Consider the following 16,965-nt stretch of genomic DNA (forward strand, 5'->3'; position numbering starts at 1 on the left):
GTATGCGGTGTTGTCTGTTTAATGGGCGCCCTTCACGGGCTGAGGCAGCTTTGAAATGGCTTTGATCGTACAGAAATTCGGCGGAACCTCCGTCGGCACCGTCGAGCGTATCGCGCAGGTCGCCGACAAGGTGAAGACGTTCCGCGACCGGGGCGATGACATCGTCGTCGTGGTATCCGCCATGAGTGGCGAGACCAACCGCCTGATCGAGCTGGCCAGGCAGATCAGCGACGGCCAGCCGATCGCGCGCGAACTCGACGTGATGATTTCCACCGGCGAGCAGGTGACCATCGCCCTGCTGGCCATGGCGCTGATCAAGCGCGGTGTGCCGGCCGTGTCCTATACCGGCAATCAGGTGCGCATCCTCACCGACAGCGCCTACAACAAGGCGCGCATCCTGCACATCGACGACCAGAAGCTGCGTGCCGAGCTCAAGCAGGGGCGCGTGGTGGTGGTCGCCGGTTTCCAGGGCGTCGACGAGCAGGGCAACATCACCACCCTCGGCCGTGGTGGCTCGGACACCACCGGCGTGGCGCTGGCGGCGGCGTTGAAAGCCGACGAATGCCAGATCTACACCGATGTCGATGGGGTCTATACCACCGATCCGCGGGTGGTGCCGCAAGCCCGGCGTCTGGAGAAGATCACCTTCGAAGAGATGCTGGAAATGGCCAGCCTCGGTTCCAAGGTGCTGCAAATCCGTTCGGTGGAATTCGCCGGCAAGTACAACGTCCCGCTGCGCGTGCTGCACAGCTTCCAGGAGGGCCCGGGCACCCTCATTACCCTTGATGAAGAGGAATCCATGGAACAGCCGATCATTTCCGGCATCGCCTTCAATCGCGACGAAGCCAAGCTGACCATCCGTGGCGTCCCTGATCTGCCGGGCGTTGCCTTCAAGATCCTCGGCCCGATCAGCGCTGCCAATATCGAAGTGGACATGATCGTGCAGAATGTAGCCCACGATAACACCACCGATTTCACCTTCACCGTGCACCGCAACGACTATCAGGGGGCGCAGCAGGTGCTGGAAAGCACCGCCCGTGAGCTGGGCGCCCGGGAAGTGGTGGGTGACGTGAAGATCGCCAAGGTCTCCATCGTCGGCGTCGGCATGCGCTCCCATGCCGGTGTGGCCAGCCGCATGTTCGAGGCGCTGGCCAAGGAAAACATCAATATCCAGATGATCTCCACCTCGGAAATCAAGGTCTCGGTGGTCATCGAAGAGAAATATCTGGAATTGGCGGTGCGCGCCCTGCACACTGCCTTTGAACTGGATGCCCCGGCCCGCCAGGGTGACTGAGGCCCGTCGGAGAGGCGCGGTATTCCGCGCCTTTTGTACTTTTGATCGGTGTAGGCGGAACTTTCTTTCCGCCCGTGCTGGTCAATACCTGGGTGGCGGCAGCTTGGTATCGGGCGTAGCCGGCGCCATTTCGCTTTTGCAGACTGTTGTCCCGAACTATAAATCCGTAAGGAGAAAGGAATGCTGATTCTGACTCGCCGGGTCGGAGAGACCCTGATGGTGGGTGATGAAGTCACCGTCACCGTGTTGGGCGTTAAAGGTAATCAGGTACGGATTGGCGTCAATGCGCCGAAAGAAGTCGCCGTACACCGTGAGGAGATTTACCAGCGCATCCAGAAAGAGAAGGGTGAAGAACCAAGCCATTAATTTTTATCTAATTTTTGGCTTTGCAAACGGGGTAAAGATGAGTATCATGCGCCCCGTGTTGCGGAGAGGTGGCCGAGTGGCCGAAGGCGCTCCCCTGCTAAGGGAGTACACCTCAAAAGGGTGTCGGGGGTTCGAATCCCCCCTTCTCCGCCATATTTCGCCTTGTAGGGTGCGGTAGTTGTCTTGATCCGATAAGCCACTGGAATTAATTGGATTAAAGCTTGATTATCGGTTTTCACTCCTTATAATGCGCACGCTTCACGGACTCATAGCTCAGCTGGATAGAGTACTCGGCTACGAACCGAGCGGTCGGAGGTTCGAATCCTCCTGAGTCCGCCATATACGAAGGCCATGCAGCGATGCACGGCATTCGGGCAACCAGAGGTGATCTGGTATAAAAGCACCGACTGGACTCATAGCTCAGCTGGATAGAGTACTCGGCTACGAACCGAGCGGTCGGAGGTTCGAATCCTCCTGAGTCCGCCATACAAGAAGGGCCTGCAGCGATGCAGGCCCTTTTTCTTTGCCTGTTGCACAGGCTCCGGCCTTTCAGCGTGCGCCCTTGACGCAGCCGCTTTCGTCGAAGGTGACGGTACGGCGATGGCTGCCCTGCCTGTCGGCGTAGTGGTAGACGGTCTGGCCGTTGCGCCGGCTGGTGCGTTGCGGCTTGCCCAGGGCGCTTTCCACGTCGTTGCGGGTCATGCCGCTGCGGATCTGCTTGCGGATGATCGCCTCGCGCCGCGTGCTGCCGGTGACGAGGTTACCGCAACCATCCTGCCGTTCGCCGACCACTGTCAGCTGTGTGTCGCCGGCCGTTTGCGTGCCCGGATTCACCTGCTGCCGTGGCCGTTCGGGTTTCGCCAGTGGAACGGCTGCGCCGCTGCCGGGTCTGGGATTATAGGTCTCCTGGATTTGCTGGCTGTGGTTATCGGGGCAGCCATGCAGGGTGAAGGTGACATGGCCGTTGCCGTCTTCGCAGCGCCATACGCTCGAGGCCAGCAGTGGGGTGGGGCAAAGCAGAATGGCGCAGACGGCTGCGCAGTGCAGTCCATGCATGATGACGTCCTCCGTGACGGTCGCTGTCAGTTTAGCCTCTGCCAGGTGTCTTGTCGGCCGCTGCCGGCGTCGGACTCTGCAAATACGTGTCAGTGTGCTCAGGAAAATGCTGCAAGCGCTTGTCTTGCCATGCTTTTGTCACGCGCAAAGCGGGTTCAGAGTGTTATCATCTGTGGGTCAGCCCCGCCGGGGCTTGTGGATCGTCACCATGGACTTACCCAGTAGTTACTCAGAATTCCAAGTGTGCAATCACGTATTAACTGATTGACCCCCTTTGGCGTGCTCTGCCGCTGGGGGTGGAGCGTGCCATGACCGAAGTAGAAACCAAGAAGCCGCAAGAAAGCCTGCAGGATCGACTCGCTCAGGTCGTTGAGCTGTTGCAGCGGCATCGGCTGGTCGAGGACCTGACCCATCGTCAGGAAGGCCAGCACCAGGACCGGGTCGAAGGCCTGGTACACCGGCAGAATCTCGCCGAGCTGCAGCGCAAACTCGATGATCTGCACTCCGCGGACGTCGCCTACATTCTCGAAGCCCTGCCGCTCGAAGAGCGCCTGACCATCTGGCAACTGGTCAAGGCCGATCGTGATGGCGACATCCTCCTCGAAGTGTCCGACGCGGTGCGCGAAACGCTGCTCGCCGACATGGAGGATCACGAGATCCTCGCGGCGGCGAAGGAGATGGACGCCGACGAACTGGCGGATCTGGCCTCCGAGCTGCCGCGTGACGTCGTTCACGAGCTGATGGAAACCCTCGATGCGCAGCAGCGCGAGCGTGTGCGCTCGGCGCTGTCCTACGAGGAGGATCAGGTCGGCGCGCTGATGGACTTCGAGATGGTCACCATCCGCGAGGACGTCAGCCTGGAAGTGGTGCTGCGCTACCTGCGGCGGCTGAAGGAACTGCCGGGGCATACCGACAAGCTGTTCGTGGTCGACTACGACGGCGTGCTCAAGGGTGTGCTGTCGATCAAGCGGCTGTTGGTCAACGATCCCGAGAAGCAGGTGGCCGAGGTCATGGCCAATGATCCGGTGAGCTTCCATCCGGACGAGGACGCCTATGACGCTGCCCAGGCGTTCGAGCGTTACGACCTGATTTCCGCCCCGGTGGTGGACAAGAACGGCAAGCTCATCGGTCGTCTGACCATCGATGAAATGGTCGACCTGATCCGTGAGGAGAGCGAAAGCGAAGTCCTCAACATGGCCGGTCTGCGCGAGGAGGAAGACATCTTCGCCTCGGTCTGGAAATCGCTGCGCAACCGCTGGGCCTGGCTGGCGGTCAACCTGGTCACGGCCTTCCTGGCTTCGCGGGTGATCGGCCTGTTCGAGGGCTCCATCGAGAAGCTGGTGGCATTGGCGGCATTGATGCCCATCGTTGCCGGCATCGGTGGCAACTCGGGGAACCAGACCATCACCATGATCGTGCGGGCGATGGCACTGGATCAGGTCAGCACCGGCAACACCTCGCGGCTGATTCGCAAGGAGCTGGGTGTCTCGCTGATCAACGGCCTGGTCTGGGGCGGGGTGATCGGTATAGTGGCCTATCTGCTGTACGACAGCTGGTCGCTGGGGGTGGTGATGACCGCGGCCATGACGCTCAACCTGCTGCTGGCGGCCTTGATGGGGGTGCTGATCCCCATGACCCTGGTGCGCCTGGGGCGCGATCCGGCGATGGGTGCGAGTGTGATGATCACCGCGGTGACGGACAGCGGCGGCTTTTTCATCTTCCTGGGGCTGGCGTCGATCTTCCTGATGTAGGCCGGGATAGGCTGGGCAGGGCTTTTCGCCAGGCGACTACATAGCCGCCGCAAGCCATGCCCACCTGTTGGCGACGATCCGCAGCAGGGCCGTCAGCAATGGCAGGCAGCCGGAAATCGCCGGGAGCGATTTCCGGCGTCGCTTGCGACGGCCCGTCGGCTGACAGCCTGGAATCGCAGGCAACAAAAAAACCGGCCTTCGAGCCGGTTTTTCGTTTTCTGCCTCAGGCTTGCGTGTCGCCTTCGCTAGCCATTTCCGCGTCATGCGCGATCAGCGCGACGAGGGCGTTCTGCTGGCGGCGCGACAACTGGCGGAAGCGTTGCAGCAGTTCTCGCTCGTGCAAGGACAGCTCCGGGCTGTCCAGGCGCATGCCGAGTTCGTCATCCAGTACGCCTTCCTGGAGCATGCTCTGCTCCAGGCGCGCGATGATCTCGGAATTCATGCTGCGATGGTGGTTGCGGGCGACATCAGCGATGCGCTCGCGCATGCCATCGGGCAAGCGAACAACGAACTTGTCAGCCGTGCGGCTGGAATAAATAGCCTGCTTCATAGGGCGCATACATTAAACCGTTAGTTCAAGGAAACGAAGCTGTCATGGCATAAAGCTATGAGATTGTCCCCAGTTGAGACCATCTTTAGCCGCCGCCGTTCAACCACTGGAGCCATTTTGTATCGTTTAGCGTTTCAGGGCACCAAATAATTGGCGCCAATTACGTGTCGTATTCTGGCCCGGGTAAAGGCTTTTTGCCAGCACCAATTATCAGAAAAAGCAGCGAATGGGCGCAACGTCGCATTTTTCGCGGTCTGCCATCCCCTGGCAGCCACCCCTGCGGGCCATCGCTCGCCCATCCGGCGGGCCGACTCGAACGGTGTCCGAATGGCTTTCGGTCAGCTTAGGCACGAAACCTTCAAGCAATCGTCACTCAAGCGTCATGGCCTGTTAACGGCGCTGACACAGGATCTGCCTACCTTGGTCTACACCAAGCGGCGACTCCGCAGTCGTCAAACGCTGTCAATCGGCTACTGGAAGGTTACTGCCCGACAAGCTCGTGCGTCGTAGAAGGCTTTCGCAAAAACGGTCGAAACCGGCATTTTGCGCAGGTTCTCGCGTAAGCAGGAGCGGGCGGCCTGCCCTGGCCACGCAAGAGAGGCCATGCCATGCAGACGGCTATTCGTGTCGAGCGCCTGAACAAGACCTTCGCCCGGAAACTGGCGCTCAGGAACCTCGACCTGGCGGTTTCTTCAGGCGAGATCGTCGCCCTGATCGGTGCTTCCGGCTCCGGCAAGTCCACTCTGTTGCGGCACCTGGCCGGCCTGGCCTGTGGCGATCGCGCTGGCGACAGCCGTATCGAGGTGCTGGGCCAGCAGGTGCAGGTCCAGGGGCGCCTGAGCGGCAATGTTCGCCGCCTGCGCGCCGACATCGGTTACATCTTCCAGCAGTTCAATCTGGTCGGGCGCCTGAGCGTGTTGCAGAACGTGCTGCTCGGCTGCCTCGGGCGCATGCCGCGCTGGCGCGGCAGCCTTGGCCTGTTCAATGCCGAGGAGCGCCAGCGGGCCATGCAGTCGCTGGCGCGTGTCGGCCTGGCCGAACTGGCTCAGCAGCGCGCCTCGACACTATCCGGTGGTCAGCAGCAGCGTGTGGCCATCGCCCGGGTGCTGACGCAGCAGGCCGAGGTGATCCTGGCCGATGAGCCGATCGCCTCGCTCGATCCCGAGTCGGCGCGCAAGGTCATGCAGATTCTGGCCGACATCAACCGCGAAGATGGCAAGACCGTGGTGGTGACCCTGCATCAAGTCGATTACGCCAAGCGCTACTGCCAGCGGGCGGTCGCCCTCAAGGCCGGCACCATCCATTTCGATGGCCCCTGCGAAGACCTCAGCGGTCACTTCCTCGACGACCTCTACGGTGCCGAGCGGGACGTCGAGGCGGTCGCGCCCGGCAACCGGCGCCGCTCCGGTAACGCCCAGCGTCAGTTGAGCCTGGCCAAGGCCTGAATTCGAACAAACAACGCCAACCTGCACCAGGAGTGTTCTCCATGTTCAATCGCATCAGCCGCGTCGTGGCCGCTTCCCTTCTGCTCGGCAGTTCGTTTGCCGGCTCCCTGCACGCCGCCGAGAAGGAAATCAATTTCGGCATCATCTCCACCGAGTCGTCGCAGAACCTCAAGGCGATGTGGGACCCCTTCCTGGCCGACATGGGCAGGAAGACCGGCATGAAGATCAAGGCATTCTTCGCCCCGGACTATGCCGGCATCATCCAGGGCATGCGTTTCGACAAGGTCGACGTGGCCTGGTATGGCAACAAGGCGGCCATGGAGGCGGTGGACCGTGCCGGCGGCGAGGTGTTCGCCCAGACGGTCGCCGCCAACGGTTCCCAGGGTTATTACAGCCTGATGGTGGTGCACAAGGACAGCCCGCTGACCTCGATCGACGACGTGCTGCAGAAGGCCAAGGAGCTGACCTTCGCCAACGGCGATCCCAACTCCACTTCCGGTTACCTGGTTCCGGGTTATTACGTGTTCGCGCAGAACAATGTCGACGCCAACAAGATCTTCAAGCGCTCCCTCAACGGCAGCCATGAGGTCAACGCCCTGTCGGTGGCCAACAAGCAGGTCGATGTCGGCACCTTCAACAGCGAGGGCATGGAGCGCCTGGAAGTGACGGCGCCGGACAAGGCGGCCCAGCTCAAGGTGATCTGGACATCGCCGCTGATTCCGTCCGACCCGATGGTCTGGCGCAAGAACCTGAGCGCCGAGGACAAGGCCACGCTGCGTGAGTTCTTCATGAGCTATGGCGATCAGCCGGCGGAACTTAAGGTGCTGGAAGGCTTGCAGTGGGGCAAGTTCCGCGCCTCCGACGACGATCAGTTGCTGCCGATCCGCCAGTTGGAGCTGTTCAAGCAGCGCAGCGACGTGGCCAACAACGGCACGCTGTCCGAGGGCGACAAGCAGGCCAGGCTGAAGGAGCTGGATGCGCAACTGGCAGCGCTGCAGCAGCGCATGGCCGAGCGCGAAAAGAACGACACGGCCAGCGCCGGCTGAATGGAGAAGGGCTCCCGCGGGAGCCCTCGCACGTCACCTTCCGCCGATCTGTAGAGGCTGCGCCATGACTGCTCTGAGTACCGCGACACTGCCCCCGGAGGCGCGCAAGCGCTCCTGGACCCACTTGACCGGCTGGGGCCTGTTCCTCGCTTTTCTGGCCTGGTCCTGGCAGGGCGCGGAGATGAACCCGCTCGGCCTGATCCGCGATGCCGACAACATGGCGACCTTCGCCGCCGATTTCTTTCCGCCGGATTTCAGCGAGTGGCGGATGTACCTGGGCGAAATGCTGGTCACGGTGCAGATAGCCCTGTGGGGCACGGTGCTGGCGATTCTCTGCGCCATCCCGCTGGGCATCCTCTGTGCCGAGAACATCGTGCCCTGGTGGGTGTATCAGCCGGTGCGCCGGGTGATGGATGCCTGCCGTTCGATCAATGAAATGGTCTTCGCCATGCTGTTCGTGGTGGCCGTCGGCCTGGGGCCGTTCGCCGGCGTTCTGGCGCTGTTCATCGGTACCACCGGGGTACTCGCCAAGCTGTTCGCCGAGGCGGTGGAAGCCATCGACCCGGGCCCGGTGGAAGGGGTACGCGCCAGCGGCGCCAGTGCCCTGCAGGAAGTGATCTTCGGTGTCATCCCGCAGGTACTGCCGCTGTGGATTTCCTATTCGCTGTACCGCTTCGAGTCCAACGTGCGCTCCGCCACCGTGGTGGGCATGGTCGGTGCCGGCGGCATCGGCGTGATCCTCTGGGAGGCGATTCGCGGCTTCCAGTTCGCCCAGACCTGCGCCCTGCTGATCGTGATCATTCTGGTGGTCAGCCTGATCGACGTGATTTCCCAGCGCCTGCGCAAACAATTCATCTGACGGAGAGGCGTCGCTGGACGCCTTTATTACGCCATGCACTTGTCTAGACAACAACGCAGTGACGCCGCGCCGCTGGCGCGCCAGGAGCCCCTGTACCGGGAGTTGGCGGCCGTGCTGCGCAGGGAACTGGAGCAGTTCTCGGCCGGGGACTACCTGCCGGCGGAGATCCAGTTGGCGGCGCGTTTCTCGGTCAACCGCCACACCCTGCGTCGTGCCGTCGACGAACTGGTGCTCGAAGGGCTGCTGTTGCGGCGGCAGGGCAAGGGCACCCAGGTGCTGGCCAGACCACTGATCTATCCGATGGAGGCGGGCAGCGCCTACAGCGACTCGCTTTCCGCCCTGGGGCAACGGGTCGAGGCGCAACTGCTCGAGCGGCGCGTGCGCAGCGCCACTGCCGAGGAGTGCCAGTACCTGCAACTGGCCGACGACAGCGAACTGCTCGAACTCACCACCCTGCGCCTGCTGCAGGGGCAGCCGGTGAGCCTGATCCGGCACCGCTTCTGTGCCTCTCACGCCGCACTGCTCGCCGATTACCGTGGCGGCTCCCTGCGCCAGTACCTGGCCGAGCGCGAGCTGCTGTTGAGCCGCAGTTTCAGCCTGATCGGCGCCCGTCTACCCGGCCGCGAGGAAGCGGCCCACCTGCTGATGCCCCGGCACGCGCCACTGCTCACCGTGCTCACCCTGTCCCGCGATACGGCTGGCCGGCCGCTGGAACTGTCGTTCTCGACCAGCCGCGCCGACCGCTTCCAGTACCAGATCACACCCTGAGGGAGTCTTTCGCCATGCCCACTACAGCCTTGCCCACCGATCCAGCAATCGTCGCCCGCCAGCGTTGGATGGGCGTGCTCGCCCGCGGCGCCGACGAACTGAAGCGGCAGGCCGCGACGTTACGCGCCACCGACTACCGGCTCATTCGCGCGCCGGAGGTCGGCATGACCCTGGTACGCGGGCGCATGGGCGGCACTGGCGATGCCTTCAATCTCGGTGAGATGAGCGTGACCCGTTGCGTGGTGCGGCTGGCCGACGGTTGCACCGGTTACAGCTATGTCGCCGGGCGCGACAAGCAGCACGCCGAACTGGCCGCCTTGGCCGACGCCCACCTGCAGGGCGAGCGCCAGGCGCACTGGCTGGCGCAGTTGATCGAACCCATGGCCCAGGCGCAGCGCACGGCGCGCGCTGCCGAGGCTGCACGAACCGCTAGTACCCAGGTGGAGTTCTTCACCCTGATCAGAGGAGAAGATTGATGAACGGCGTTCATGCCTCGCAATGGCTGCAACCTGCTTTCAATGACCCGGTGCTGGATGCCCAGGCCAGTTTCCGCGCCGCGCTCAGGGCCCTGGCCGAACCCGGCCTGGTGCAGCGCCTGGATCGCGCCCTGGCGCTGGAGAGCCTGCAACCGGCCACCTATGCCTTGTGCCTGGCCTTTCTCGATGGCGATACGCCCTTGTGGCTGGCGCCGCGTTTCGACACCCCGGGGATCCGTGCCAACCTGGCCTTTCATTGCGGTTGCCCGATCGTCGTCGAGCGCGAGGCGGCGCTTTTCGCCCTGCTCGATGCCGAGGAGAGCCACGACCTGTCGGCCTTCGACAACGGCAGCGAGCGTTATCCGGATCAGTCCTGCACCTTGCTGATCCAGCTCGATGCCCTCGACGGCGGTCTGCCGCTGCGCTGGCGCGGCCCGGGGATCAAGGATGTGCGCCGGGTCGAGCTGCCCCTCGGCGCGGCGTTCTGGCAGCAGCGTCTGGCGCGCAGCGCCTTTCCCCGTGGTCTGGATGCGTTCTTCGCCGCCGGGCAGCAGGTCATCGGCCTGCCGCGCAGTACGCGGGTACTGGCCAGTGCAGAGGAGGCCGCCTGATGTATGTAGCCGTGAAAGGTGGCGAGCGCGCCATCGACAATGCGCACGCGCTGCTGGCCAGGAAGCGCCGTGGCGATACCCGGGTGCCGGAACTGGACGTCGAGCAGATCCGCCAGCAGATGCCACTGGCCGTGGCGCGGGTGATGAGCGAAGGCGCGCTGTACGACGAACAACTGGCCGCGTTGGCGATCAAGCAGGCGGCCGGGGATCTGCTGGAGGCGATCTTCCTGCTGCGCGCCTATCGCACCACCTTGCCGCGTTTCGCGGCCAGCCAGGCCCTCGATACCACGCGCATGCAGCTGTCGCGGCGGATCTCCGCGACCTTCAAGGATCTTCCCGGCGGGCAACTGCTCGGGCCGACCTTCGACTACAGCCACCGTCTGCTGGATTTCGCCTTGCTGGCCGACGGCGACTACCCGGGCCCCGAGGTGGAGCCGGCCGCCGAGCCGGCGCCGGCCTGTCCGCGGGTGCTGGACTGGCTGGCCGAGGAAGGGCTGATGGCGCGCGAGGTGCCGGACACCGGGCCGGTTCCGGACATCACCCGCGAGCCGCTGGCTTTTCCCAGTAGCCGCGCCGAGCGCCTGCAGGCCCTGGCGCGGGGCGACGAGGGCTTCCTGCTGGCGCTGGGCTATTCCACCCAGCGCGGTTACGGGCGCAATCATCCGTTCGCTGGCGAGATCCGCATCGGTAGGGTGCAGGTCTGGCTCGAGCCCGAGGAGCTGGATTTCGCCGTGCCGCTTGGCGATATCGAGATAACCGAGTGCGAGATGGTCAACCAGTTCGTCGGCGGCAAGGGCGTCGACCCGCAGTTCACCCGCGGCTATGGCCTGGCGTTCGGTCACGCCGAGCGCAAGGCCATGGGCATGGCCCTGGTCGACCGGGCCCTGCGCGGTGCCGAGTACGGCGAGGAAGCCGAAGGCCCGGCGCAGCAGGAAGAGTTCGTCCTGATGCACTGCGACAACGTCGAGGCCGGGGGCTTCGTCTCGCACCTGAAGCTGCCGCACTACGTCGATTTCCAATCCGAGCTGGAGCTGATCCGCAAGCTGCGCAAGCAGCCGTGCGCACAGCCGGCCACCGAGGAGAAGCGCGCATGAATGCTCACGTACAACGCTCGAGCGACACGGGCTACAACTTCGCTTACCTGGACGAGCAGAGCAAACGCATGATTCGCCGCGGCCTGCTCAAGGCGGTCGCCGTGCCGGGCTACCAGGTCCCCTTCGGCGGCCGCGAGATGCCGCTGCCCTATGGCTGGGGCACGGGGGGCATGCAGCTGACCGCGGCCATCCTCGGCGCCGAGGATGTGCTCAAGGTCATCGATCAGGGCGCCGACGACACCACCAACGCGGTGTCGATCCGCCGCTTCTTCGCCCGTACCGCCGGCGTGCGCACCACCGAGCGCAGCCCTGAGGCGAGCGTGATCCAGACCCGCCACCGGATTCCGGAAACGCCCCTGGGCAACGAGCAGATCCTGGTTTTCCAGGTGCCGATTCCCGAGCCGCTGCGCTTTATCGAGCCCTCGGAAACCGAGACCCGCACCATGCACGCCCTGGGCGACTACGGAGTGATGCACGTCAAGCTCTACGAGGACATCGCCACCTTCGGCCATATCGCCACCAGCTACGCCTACCCGGTGACGGTGGACGGGCGTTACGTCATGGATCCGTCGCCCATTCCCAAGTTCGACAACCCCAAGTTGCACATGAGCCCGGCGCTGATGCTGTTCGGCGCCGGGCGCGAGAAGCGCCTGTATGCCGTGCCGCCCTATACCGAGGTGGTGAGCCTGGATTTCGAGGATCACCCCTTCGAGATCCAGCGCTGGGAGCAGCAGTGCGCGATGTGCGGCAGCGCCGACGCCTACCTCGATGAACTGATCGTCGACGACAGCGGGCGCAAGGTCTTCGTCTGTTCCGACACCGACTATTGCGCGCAGCGGCGTGCGGCACAGGAGGCTGGCCAATGAATGCCGTGCCATCGCTCGCCCGCCGTCCCGACCTGGCCACGCCGTTGCTCAGCGTGCGCGACCTGAGCCGTCTCCATGGCCCGCAGAAGGGCTGCCAGGGCGTTTCCTTCGACCTGTATCCGGGGGAGGTGCTGGGCATCGTCGGTGAGTCCGGCTCGGGCAAGTCGACCCTGCTCAACGTCTTGTCCGGGCGCAGCCAGCCCGATGGCGGGCAGGTCGTCTACCGCGACAAGGACGGCCGCCTGCAGGATCTGTACGCCGCCAGTGAAGCCGAGCGGCGTACCTTGCTGCGCACCGAGTGGGGCTTCGTCGAGCAGAACCCGCGTGACGGGCTGCGCATGACGGTGTCGGCCGGGGCCAATATCGGCGAGCGCCTGATGGCCCAGGGCGTGCGCCATTACGGTCGGTTGCGCGAGGCCGGGCTGGACTGGCTGCGCCAGGTGGAGATCGACCCGCAGCGCATCGACGACCTGCCGCGGACCTTTTCCGGTGGCATGCAGCAGCGCCTGCAGATCGCCCGCAACCTGGTCTCCGCGCCGCGCCTGGTGTTCATGGATGAGCCCACCGGCGGCCTCGACGTCTCGGTGCAGGCCCGCCTGCTCGACCTGTTGCGCGGGCTGGTGCGCGAGCTGGATCTGGCCGTGGTCATCGTCACCCATGATCTGGCCGTGGCGCGCCTGCTGGCCGATCGCCTGATGGTCATGCGCCGCTCCCAGGTGGTCGAGGCCGGGCTCACCGATCAGATCCTCGATGACCCGCAGCACCCGTATTCGCAGTTGCTGGTGTCGTCCGTCCTGCAGCCATGAACCGCGCCATTGGAGAATCATCATGGATAAGCTGATCGAGGTTTCCGGCCTCAGCAAGACCTTTACCCTGCACCAGCAGCACGGCGTGGTACTGGATGTGCTGAGCGGGCTGGATTTTTCCGTGGCGCCGGGCGAGTGCCTGGTGCTGCACGGGCATTCCGGGGCCGGCAAGTCGACCTTGCTGCGCACCCTCTACGGCAACTACCTGGCGGCGGGCGGCAGCATTCGCATTCGCCACCGGCAGGCGTGGGTCGAACTGGCCGGCGCCGAGCCGCGCCAGGTGCTCGATGTGCGTCGTCACACCCTGGGCTATGTCAGCCAGTTCCTGCGGGTGATTCCACGCGTCGCCACCCTGGACGTGGTGATGGCGCCCGCCCTCGAACGGGGCCGTCAGCGCGGCGAGGCACGGCGTCGTGCCTGCGAGTTGCTCGAGCGGCTGAACATTCCCGAGGCGCTCTGGCAGCTGGCGCCCGGCACCTTCTCCGGGGGCGAGCAGCAGCGCGTCAACATCGCCCGCGGCTTCATGGTCGACTGGCCGCTGCTGCTGCTGGATGAACCCACCGCCTCGCTGGACGAGCGCAATCGCCAGGTGGTGCTCGAGCTGATCGCCGAGGCCAAGGCCGCCGGCAGCGGCCTGATCGGCATCTTCCACGACCGCGCCGTCCGCGAGGCGGTCGCCGATCGCGTGCTCGACATGAGCCCGCGTCCCACCTCTGCGCAGGAGTACATCTATGCCGGCTGAACGTATTCTGAGCAATGCCCGGGTGGTCACCGCCGACCAGGTGTTCACCGGCAGCGTGGTCATGCGCGACGGGCTTATCGCCGCTGTCGACGAAGGCCGCAGCCAGTTGCCCCAGGCCGAGGATCTGCAGGGCGATTACCTGCTGCCCGGGCTGGTCGAACTGCACACCGACAACCTGGAAAAGCACATGAGCCCGCGCCCGGGGGTGGACTGGCCGTCGGCCTCGGCGGTGCTGACCCACGACGCGCAGATCGTCGCCGCGGGCATCACCACGGTGTTCGATGCCCTGTCCATCGGCGACATCAACCCGCGCGGCAAGCGCATGCAGCAACTGCCGGCCATGCTCGAGGCCATCGCCGAGGCCCAGCACAGCGGTGACGCCCGCGCCGATCATCGGCTGCACTTGCGCTGCGAACTGTCGCACCCACAGGTGCTCAGCGTATTCCGCGACCTGGTGGAGCACCCCCTGGTGCAACTGGTCTCGGTCATGGATCACTCGCCGGGCCAGCGCCAGTTCGCCAAGGAAGAAAAGTACCGCGAGTACTACATGGGCAAGTACAGCCTCAATGAGCTGGAGATGGATGCCTTCATCGAGGAGCAACTGGGCAACGCGCGGATCTTCAGCGACCGCCACCGTCGTGCCATCGTCGAGGATTGCCGGGCCCGTGGCCTGTCCGTCGCCAGCCATGACGACGCGACCCTGGCCCATGTGCAGGAGTCGGCCGCATTCGGCATGTCCATCGCCGAGTTCCCGACCACCCTGGAAGCGGCCAGGGCCAGTCATGCCGCCGGGCTGCAGGTGCTGATGGGGGCGCCGAACATCGTGCGCGGCGGCTCGCACTCGGGCAATATCGCCGCCGCCGAGCTGGCGCGTCACGGCGTGCTGGATATCCTCTCCAGCGACTATTATCCGGCCAGCCTGTTGCCGGCGGCGCTGCTGCTGGCCGGGCAGGATAACGGCTATGATCTGCCACGGGCCATGGCCGCGGTGAGCCGGGTGCCCGCCCGGGCCGCCGGGCTGGATGATCGCGGCGAGATCCGCGTCGGGCTGCGGGCCGACCTGTTGCAGGCGCGGGTGCGCGGCGGGCAGGCGGTGATCCGTCAGGTCTGGCGGCAAGCGAATAGGGTGTTCTGAATGACGGGCAGGTTGATCTATCTGATGGGGCCTTCGGGTTCGGGCAAGGACAGCCTGCTGGATGCCGCGCGCGAGCGTCTGGCGGCGCGCGGTTGCCGGGTCGCGCGGCGGGTCATCAGCCGATCCGCCGAGGCCGTGGGCGAGGACGCCGTGGCGGTGTCGGCGCAGGCGTTCGAGCAGCGCCTGGCGGACGGCGAGTTCGCCATGAGCTGGCGGGCCAACGGGCTGGCCTATGGCATCCCGCGGCAGGTCGACGAGTGGCTGGCAGTCGGTGACGATGTGCTGGTCAATGGTTCACGCGGGTATCTGGCCGAGGCCCTGCGGCGCTATCCGCATCTGCTGGCGATTCTGCTCACGGTCGAGCCCGCGGTGCTGCGCGCGCGCCTGCTGGCCCGCGGCCGGGAAACCCTCGCCGATATCGAAGCGCGGCTAACGCGCAATGCGCGTTTCGCCCCGGCGGGCGGTGACGTCGAAGGGGCCGATCTGATCTGCCTGGACAACTCCGGCGAACTGGAGGGCACGGTGCGGCAACTACTCGATCTGATCGGCAGTCGCGCATGCGCCTGACCCTGCTCGGTACCGGTGATGCCCGCCAGGTGCCGGTCTACAACTGCGCCTGCGCCGCCTGCGACAGTGCGCGCGTCTACCCGCAGCGGCGCCGTGGCCCCTGTTGTGCGCTGGTCGAATGCGGCGGGCAGCGCTGGTTGATCGACAGCGGTCTGAGCGACCTTGCCGAGCGCTTCGCCCCGGGCGCCCTGAACGGCATCCTGCAGACCCACTATCATGCCGACCATGCCCAGGGCCTGCTGCACCTGCGCTGGGGGATGGACATGCGCCTGCCCGTCCATGGCCCGGCTGACCCGGAGGGCCTGGCCGACCTGTACAAGCATCCGGGAATCCTGGATTTTTCCGCACCGTTCAAGGCGTTCGAACGCCGCCAGTTGGGCGAGTTGTCGGTCACCGCATTGCCACTGGTGCATTCGAAACCGACCTTCGGCTATCTGCTCGAAGGCGGCGGGCGGCGCATCGCCTACCTGACCGACACCGTGGGCTTGCCCCAGGCCACGGAGCATCTGCTGCGGCGCATGTCGCTGGATCTGTTGCTGCTCGACTGTTCCCTGCCACCCCAGGCCGAGACGCCGCGCAATCACAATGATCTGACCCTGGCCCTGCACAGTATCGAACGGCTGCGCCCGGCCAAGGCGCTGCTCACCCACATTGGCCACACCCTGGACGCCTGGTTGCTCGAGCAGCCGCACTCGCCCTTGCCGGATAACGTGCAACTGGCCCGTGACGGGATGCAGCTTTGAAGGCAGGAGCTGTCTCCCTGTCTTCGCCGCAGTGCTATCGCGCAGCAAACAGGTCGATGCAGACAAAGTAGGATGGGTGCTAACCCATCAATTACCGATGGGGTAGCACCTACGCGGCCCGGCCCATCCTGAAATTTCTAAATTCATATAAATCAATTGCTTATATGATTTTCGAGGAGAGGGGAACAGGTGTGAAAGACCCTGTCTCGGCACAATGGCTGCGATCGCATCGCGCCGGGGGCGACGCTCCTACGGGTTGGTGAGCACTGCGCGTGTGTAGGGGGGCGACCTAGCGGCGATTGGGACGCGCTATGGTGTGAAACGACCTTTCCGCATTCGGGGCAGCCAAGCGGCCATGGCCGTTAGCGGACTAGATTGGCGGGACACCGCTACAACCCCGGGTTCGACGGGCAGGGTGGTGTCAGCGCAGTACCGGATCGAACTTGACCCGTTTGCCGACCAGCAGGGCGATCACCAGCGACAGGCTGCAGACTACCAGCAGCACCTTGGCGGTGCTGGCCAGCCAGCCGGCGTGTTCGGGTGCGATCCACAGCAGGGCGCCGGATATCAGGGTCAGCAGCAGGAACAACAAGGCTGGTTTGGACATCACACTCTCCTTGTGCCGCTCGTTCGGCAGTCAGAAAAAAGGATCATAGGGACCGTTGCGCTCGTCATCGGCCTGGCTGGAAGACGGGGTGGCGTCACTGAGCCCGTCGATCAGCCAGATGGCGATGCAGGTGATGGTGGCCAGGAGCAGGACGAAGCCCGGAAAAAATACACTCCACATCGC

Annotated in this window: 20 protein-coding genes and 3 tRNA genes; 19 read left to right on the forward strand and 4 right to left on the reverse strand. The window is 64.6% G+C overall.

Features of this window, described 5'->3' with window-relative positions; genetic code table 11:
* The first annotated feature begins 55 nt into the window (after positions 1-55).
* From DNK34_RS06880 to DNK34_RS06900, 5 genes are all read left to right on the forward strand, one after another.
* On the forward strand, positions 56-1,294 hold the full coding sequence (locus tag DNK34_RS06880) for an aspartate kinase (protein ID WP_131173973.1): 1,239 nt from the start codon (positions 56-58) through the stop codon (positions 1,292-1,294).
* A gap of 180 nt (positions 1,295-1,474) precedes the next feature.
* Positions 1,475-1,660 (forward strand): carbon storage regulator CsrA, encoded by a 186-nt coding sequence (csrA, locus tag DNK34_RS06885; protein ID WP_025165378.1) that lies wholly within the window; start codon positions 1,475-1,477, stop codon positions 1,658-1,660.
* A gap of 62 nt (positions 1,661-1,722) precedes the next feature.
* Positions 1,723-1,813, forward strand: a tRNA-Ser gene (locus tag DNK34_RS06890).
* A gap of 109 nt (positions 1,814-1,922) precedes the next feature.
* Positions 1,923-1,999, forward strand: a tRNA-Arg gene (locus tag DNK34_RS06895).
* 70 nt (positions 2,000-2,069) lie between these two features.
* Positions 2,070-2,146: transfer RNA gene (locus DNK34_RS06900), tRNA-Arg, on the forward strand.
* 63 nt (positions 2,147-2,209) lie between these two features.
* Here the strand turns inward: DNK34_RS06900 and bamE are convergent.
* Positions 2,210-2,716: an outer membrane protein assembly factor BamE domain-containing protein gene (gene bamE, locus DNK34_RS06905; protein WP_131173974.1), complete on the reverse strand. Its 507-nt coding sequence runs from the start codon at positions 2,714-2,716 to the stop codon at positions 2,210-2,212.
* 308 nt (positions 2,717-3,024) lie between these two features.
* On the opposite strand from bamE, the gene mgtE reads away from it, so the two are divergent.
* A complete protein-coding gene (mgtE, locus tag DNK34_RS06910; protein WP_131173975.1) occupies positions 3,025-4,467 on the forward strand; it encodes a magnesium transporter in 1,443 nt (480 codons plus the stop codon).
* A 223-nt stretch (positions 4,468-4,690) separates the two neighbouring features.
* Here the strand turns inward: mgtE and DNK34_RS06915 are convergent, their stop codons facing one another.
* A complete protein-coding gene (locus DNK34_RS06915; RefSeq protein WP_131173976.1) occupies positions 4,691-5,026 on the reverse strand; it encodes an Arc family DNA-binding protein in 336 nt (111 codons plus the stop codon).
* 599 nt (positions 5,027-5,625) lie between these two features.
* Here DNK34_RS06915 and phnC point away from each other — a divergent pair.
* The 13 genes from phnC (at position 5,626) to phnP (ending at position 16,175) form a co-directional block, all read left to right on the forward strand.
* Entirely contained in the window at positions 5,626-6,462 is an 837-nt protein-coding gene (gene phnC / locus DNK34_RS06920) for a phosphonate ABC transporter ATP-binding protein (RefSeq protein ID WP_131173977.1), read from the forward strand.
* Positions 6,463-6,503: 41 nt separating this feature from the next.
* Positions 6,504-7,508 (forward strand): phosphonate ABC transporter substrate-binding protein, encoded by a 1,005-nt coding sequence (gene phnD / locus DNK34_RS06925; protein WP_131173978.1) that lies wholly within the window; start codon positions 6,504-6,506, stop codon positions 7,506-7,508.
* Between the two features lie 64 nt (positions 7,509-7,572).
* Positions 7,573-8,367: a phosphonate ABC transporter, permease protein PhnE gene (gene phnE / locus DNK34_RS06930; RefSeq protein ID WP_131173979.1), complete on the forward strand. Its 795-nt coding sequence runs from the start codon at positions 7,573-7,575 to the stop codon at positions 8,365-8,367.
* A gap of 33 nt (positions 8,368-8,400) precedes the next feature.
* Entirely contained in the window at positions 8,401-9,135 is a 735-nt protein-coding gene (phnF, locus tag DNK34_RS06935; protein WP_131173980.1) for a phosphonate metabolism transcriptional regulator PhnF, read from the forward strand.
* A gap of 29 nt (positions 9,136-9,164) precedes the next feature.
* The gene (gene phnG / locus DNK34_RS06940; protein ID WP_411269295.1) at positions 9,165-9,611 is read left to right on the forward strand and encodes a phosphonate C-P lyase system protein PhnG; all 447 of its coding nucleotides are present in this window, start codon (positions 9,165-9,167) and stop codon (positions 9,609-9,611) included.
* The gene (gene phnH, locus DNK34_RS06945) at positions 9,611-10,222 is read left to right on the forward strand and encodes a phosphonate C-P lyase system protein PhnH (RefSeq protein WP_131173982.1); all 612 of its coding nucleotides are present in this window, start codon (positions 9,611-9,613) and stop codon (positions 10,220-10,222) included. Before phnG ends, phnH begins: the two co-directional genes overlap by 1 nt.
* Entirely contained in the window at positions 10,222-11,316 is a 1,095-nt protein-coding gene (locus DNK34_RS06950; RefSeq protein ID WP_131173983.1) for a carbon-phosphorus lyase complex subunit, read from the forward strand. Before phnH ends, DNK34_RS06950 begins: the two co-directional genes overlap by 1 nt.
* A complete protein-coding gene (locus tag DNK34_RS06955; protein WP_131173984.1) occupies positions 11,313-12,182 on the forward strand; it encodes an alpha-D-ribose 1-methylphosphonate 5-phosphate C-P-lyase PhnJ in 870 nt (289 codons plus the stop codon). Before DNK34_RS06950 ends, DNK34_RS06955 begins: the two co-directional genes overlap by 4 nt.
* A complete protein-coding gene (phnK, locus tag DNK34_RS06960) occupies positions 12,179-12,988 on the forward strand; it encodes a phosphonate C-P lyase system protein PhnK (RefSeq protein ID WP_131173985.1) in 810 nt (269 codons plus the stop codon). The genes DNK34_RS06955 and phnK overlap by 4 nt, the downstream gene beginning before the upstream one ends.
* Positions 12,989-13,010: 22 nt before the next feature.
* Positions 13,011-13,730, forward strand: coding sequence for a phosphonate C-P lyase system protein PhnL (gene phnL, locus DNK34_RS06965; protein WP_131173986.1), 720 nt, complete (start codon positions 13,011-13,013; stop codon positions 13,728-13,730).
* Positions 13,720-14,865, forward strand: a complete 1,146-nt coding sequence (locus tag DNK34_RS06970) for an alpha-D-ribose 1-methylphosphonate 5-triphosphate diphosphatase (protein WP_131173987.1) — start codon at positions 13,720-13,722, stop codon at positions 14,863-14,865. Before phnL ends, DNK34_RS06970 begins: the two co-directional genes overlap by 11 nt.
* Positions 14,866-15,432, forward strand: coding sequence for a phosphonate metabolism protein/1,5-bisphosphokinase (PRPP-forming) PhnN (phnN, locus tag DNK34_RS06975; protein WP_131173988.1), 567 nt, complete (start codon positions 14,866-14,868; stop codon positions 15,430-15,432).
* The gene (phnP, locus tag DNK34_RS06980; protein WP_131173989.1) at positions 15,423-16,175 is read left to right on the forward strand and encodes a phosphonate metabolism protein PhnP; all 753 of its coding nucleotides are present in this window, start codon (positions 15,423-15,425) and stop codon (positions 16,173-16,175) included. The genes phnN and phnP overlap by 10 nt, the downstream gene beginning before the upstream one ends.
* A 421-nt stretch (positions 16,176-16,596) precedes the next feature.
* Here the strand turns inward: phnP and DNK34_RS06985 are convergent, their stop codons facing one another.
* Together DNK34_RS06985 and DNK34_RS25390 are read right to left on the reverse strand one after the other, a co-directional pair.
* Complete coding sequence (locus DNK34_RS06985) at positions 16,597-16,782, reverse strand: PA3371 family protein (RefSeq protein WP_131173990.1); 186 nt, start codon at positions 16,780-16,782, stop codon at positions 16,597-16,599.
* A 30-nt stretch (positions 16,783-16,812) separates the two neighbouring features.
* Positions 16,813-16,962: a hypothetical protein gene (locus tag DNK34_RS25390; protein WP_165496915.1), complete on the reverse strand. Its 150-nt coding sequence runs from the start codon at positions 16,960-16,962 to the stop codon at positions 16,813-16,815.
* Positions 16,963-16,965 lie beyond the last annotated feature (3 nt).

This window comes from Phytopseudomonas dryadis, assembly GCF_004327355.1.
GTDB classification, from domain to species: domain Bacteria; phylum Pseudomonadota; class Gammaproteobacteria; order Pseudomonadales; family Pseudomonadaceae; genus Aquipseudomonas; species Aquipseudomonas dryadis.

What these genes read in the sequence shown, in the direction of transcription:
- DNK34_RS06880 (WP_131173973.1), top strand. Translation starts at nt 56, where the DNA reads ATGGCTTTGATCGTACAGAAATTCGGCGGAACCTCCGTCGGCACCGTC.
- csrA (WP_025165378.1), top strand. Translation starts at nt 1,475, where the DNA reads ATGCTGATTCTGACTCGCCGGGTCGGAGAGACCCTGATGGTGGGTGAT.
- bamE (WP_131173974.1), bottom strand. Translation starts at nt 2,716, where the DNA reads ATGCATGGACTGCACTGCGCAGCCGTCTGCGCCATTCTGCTTTGCCCC.
- mgtE (WP_131173975.1), top strand. Translation starts at nt 3,025, where the DNA reads ATGACCGAAGTAGAAACCAAGAAGCCGCAAGAAAGCCTGCAGGATCGA.
- DNK34_RS06915 (WP_131173976.1), bottom strand. Translation starts at nt 5,026, where the DNA reads ATGCGCCCTATGAAGCAGGCTATTTATTCCAGCCGCACGGCTGACAAG.
- phnC (WP_131173977.1), top strand. Translation starts at nt 5,626, where the DNA reads ATGCAGACGGCTATTCGTGTCGAGCGCCTGAACAAGACCTTCGCCCGG.
- phnD (WP_131173978.1), top strand. Translation starts at nt 6,504, where the DNA reads ATGTTCAATCGCATCAGCCGCGTCGTGGCCGCTTCCCTTCTGCTCGGC.
- phnE (WP_131173979.1), top strand. Translation starts at nt 7,573, where the DNA reads ATGACTGCTCTGAGTACCGCGACACTGCCCCCGGAGGCGCGCAAGCGC.
- phnF (WP_131173980.1), top strand. Translation starts at nt 8,401, where the DNA reads ATGCACTTGTCTAGACAACAACGCAGTGACGCCGCGCCGCTGGCGCGC.
- phnH (WP_131173982.1), top strand. Translation starts at nt 9,611, where the DNA reads ATGAACGGCGTTCATGCCTCGCAATGGCTGCAACCTGCTTTCAATGAC.
- DNK34_RS06950 (WP_131173983.1), top strand. Translation starts at nt 10,222, where the DNA reads ATGTATGTAGCCGTGAAAGGTGGCGAGCGCGCCATCGACAATGCGCAC.
- DNK34_RS06955 (WP_131173984.1), top strand. Translation starts at nt 11,313, where the DNA reads ATGAATGCTCACGTACAACGCTCGAGCGACACGGGCTACAACTTCGCT.
- phnK (WP_131173985.1), top strand. Translation starts at nt 12,179, where the DNA reads ATGAATGCCGTGCCATCGCTCGCCCGCCGTCCCGACCTGGCCACGCCG.
- phnL (WP_131173986.1), top strand. Translation starts at nt 13,011, where the DNA reads ATGGATAAGCTGATCGAGGTTTCCGGCCTCAGCAAGACCTTTACCCTG.
- DNK34_RS06970 (WP_131173987.1), top strand. Translation starts at nt 13,720, where the DNA reads ATGCCGGCTGAACGTATTCTGAGCAATGCCCGGGTGGTCACCGCCGAC.
- phnN (WP_131173988.1), top strand. Translation starts at nt 14,866, where the DNA reads ATGACGGGCAGGTTGATCTATCTGATGGGGCCTTCGGGTTCGGGCAAG.
- phnP (WP_131173989.1), top strand. Translation starts at nt 15,423, where the DNA reads ATGCGCCTGACCCTGCTCGGTACCGGTGATGCCCGCCAGGTGCCGGTC.
- DNK34_RS06985 (WP_131173990.1), bottom strand. Translation starts at nt 16,782, where the DNA reads ATGTCCAAACCAGCCTTGTTGTTCCTGCTGCTGACCCTGATATCCGGC.
- DNK34_RS25390 (WP_165496915.1), bottom strand. Translation starts at nt 16,962, where the DNA reads ATGTGGAGTGTATTTTTTCCGGGCTTCGTCCTGCTCCTGGCCACCATC.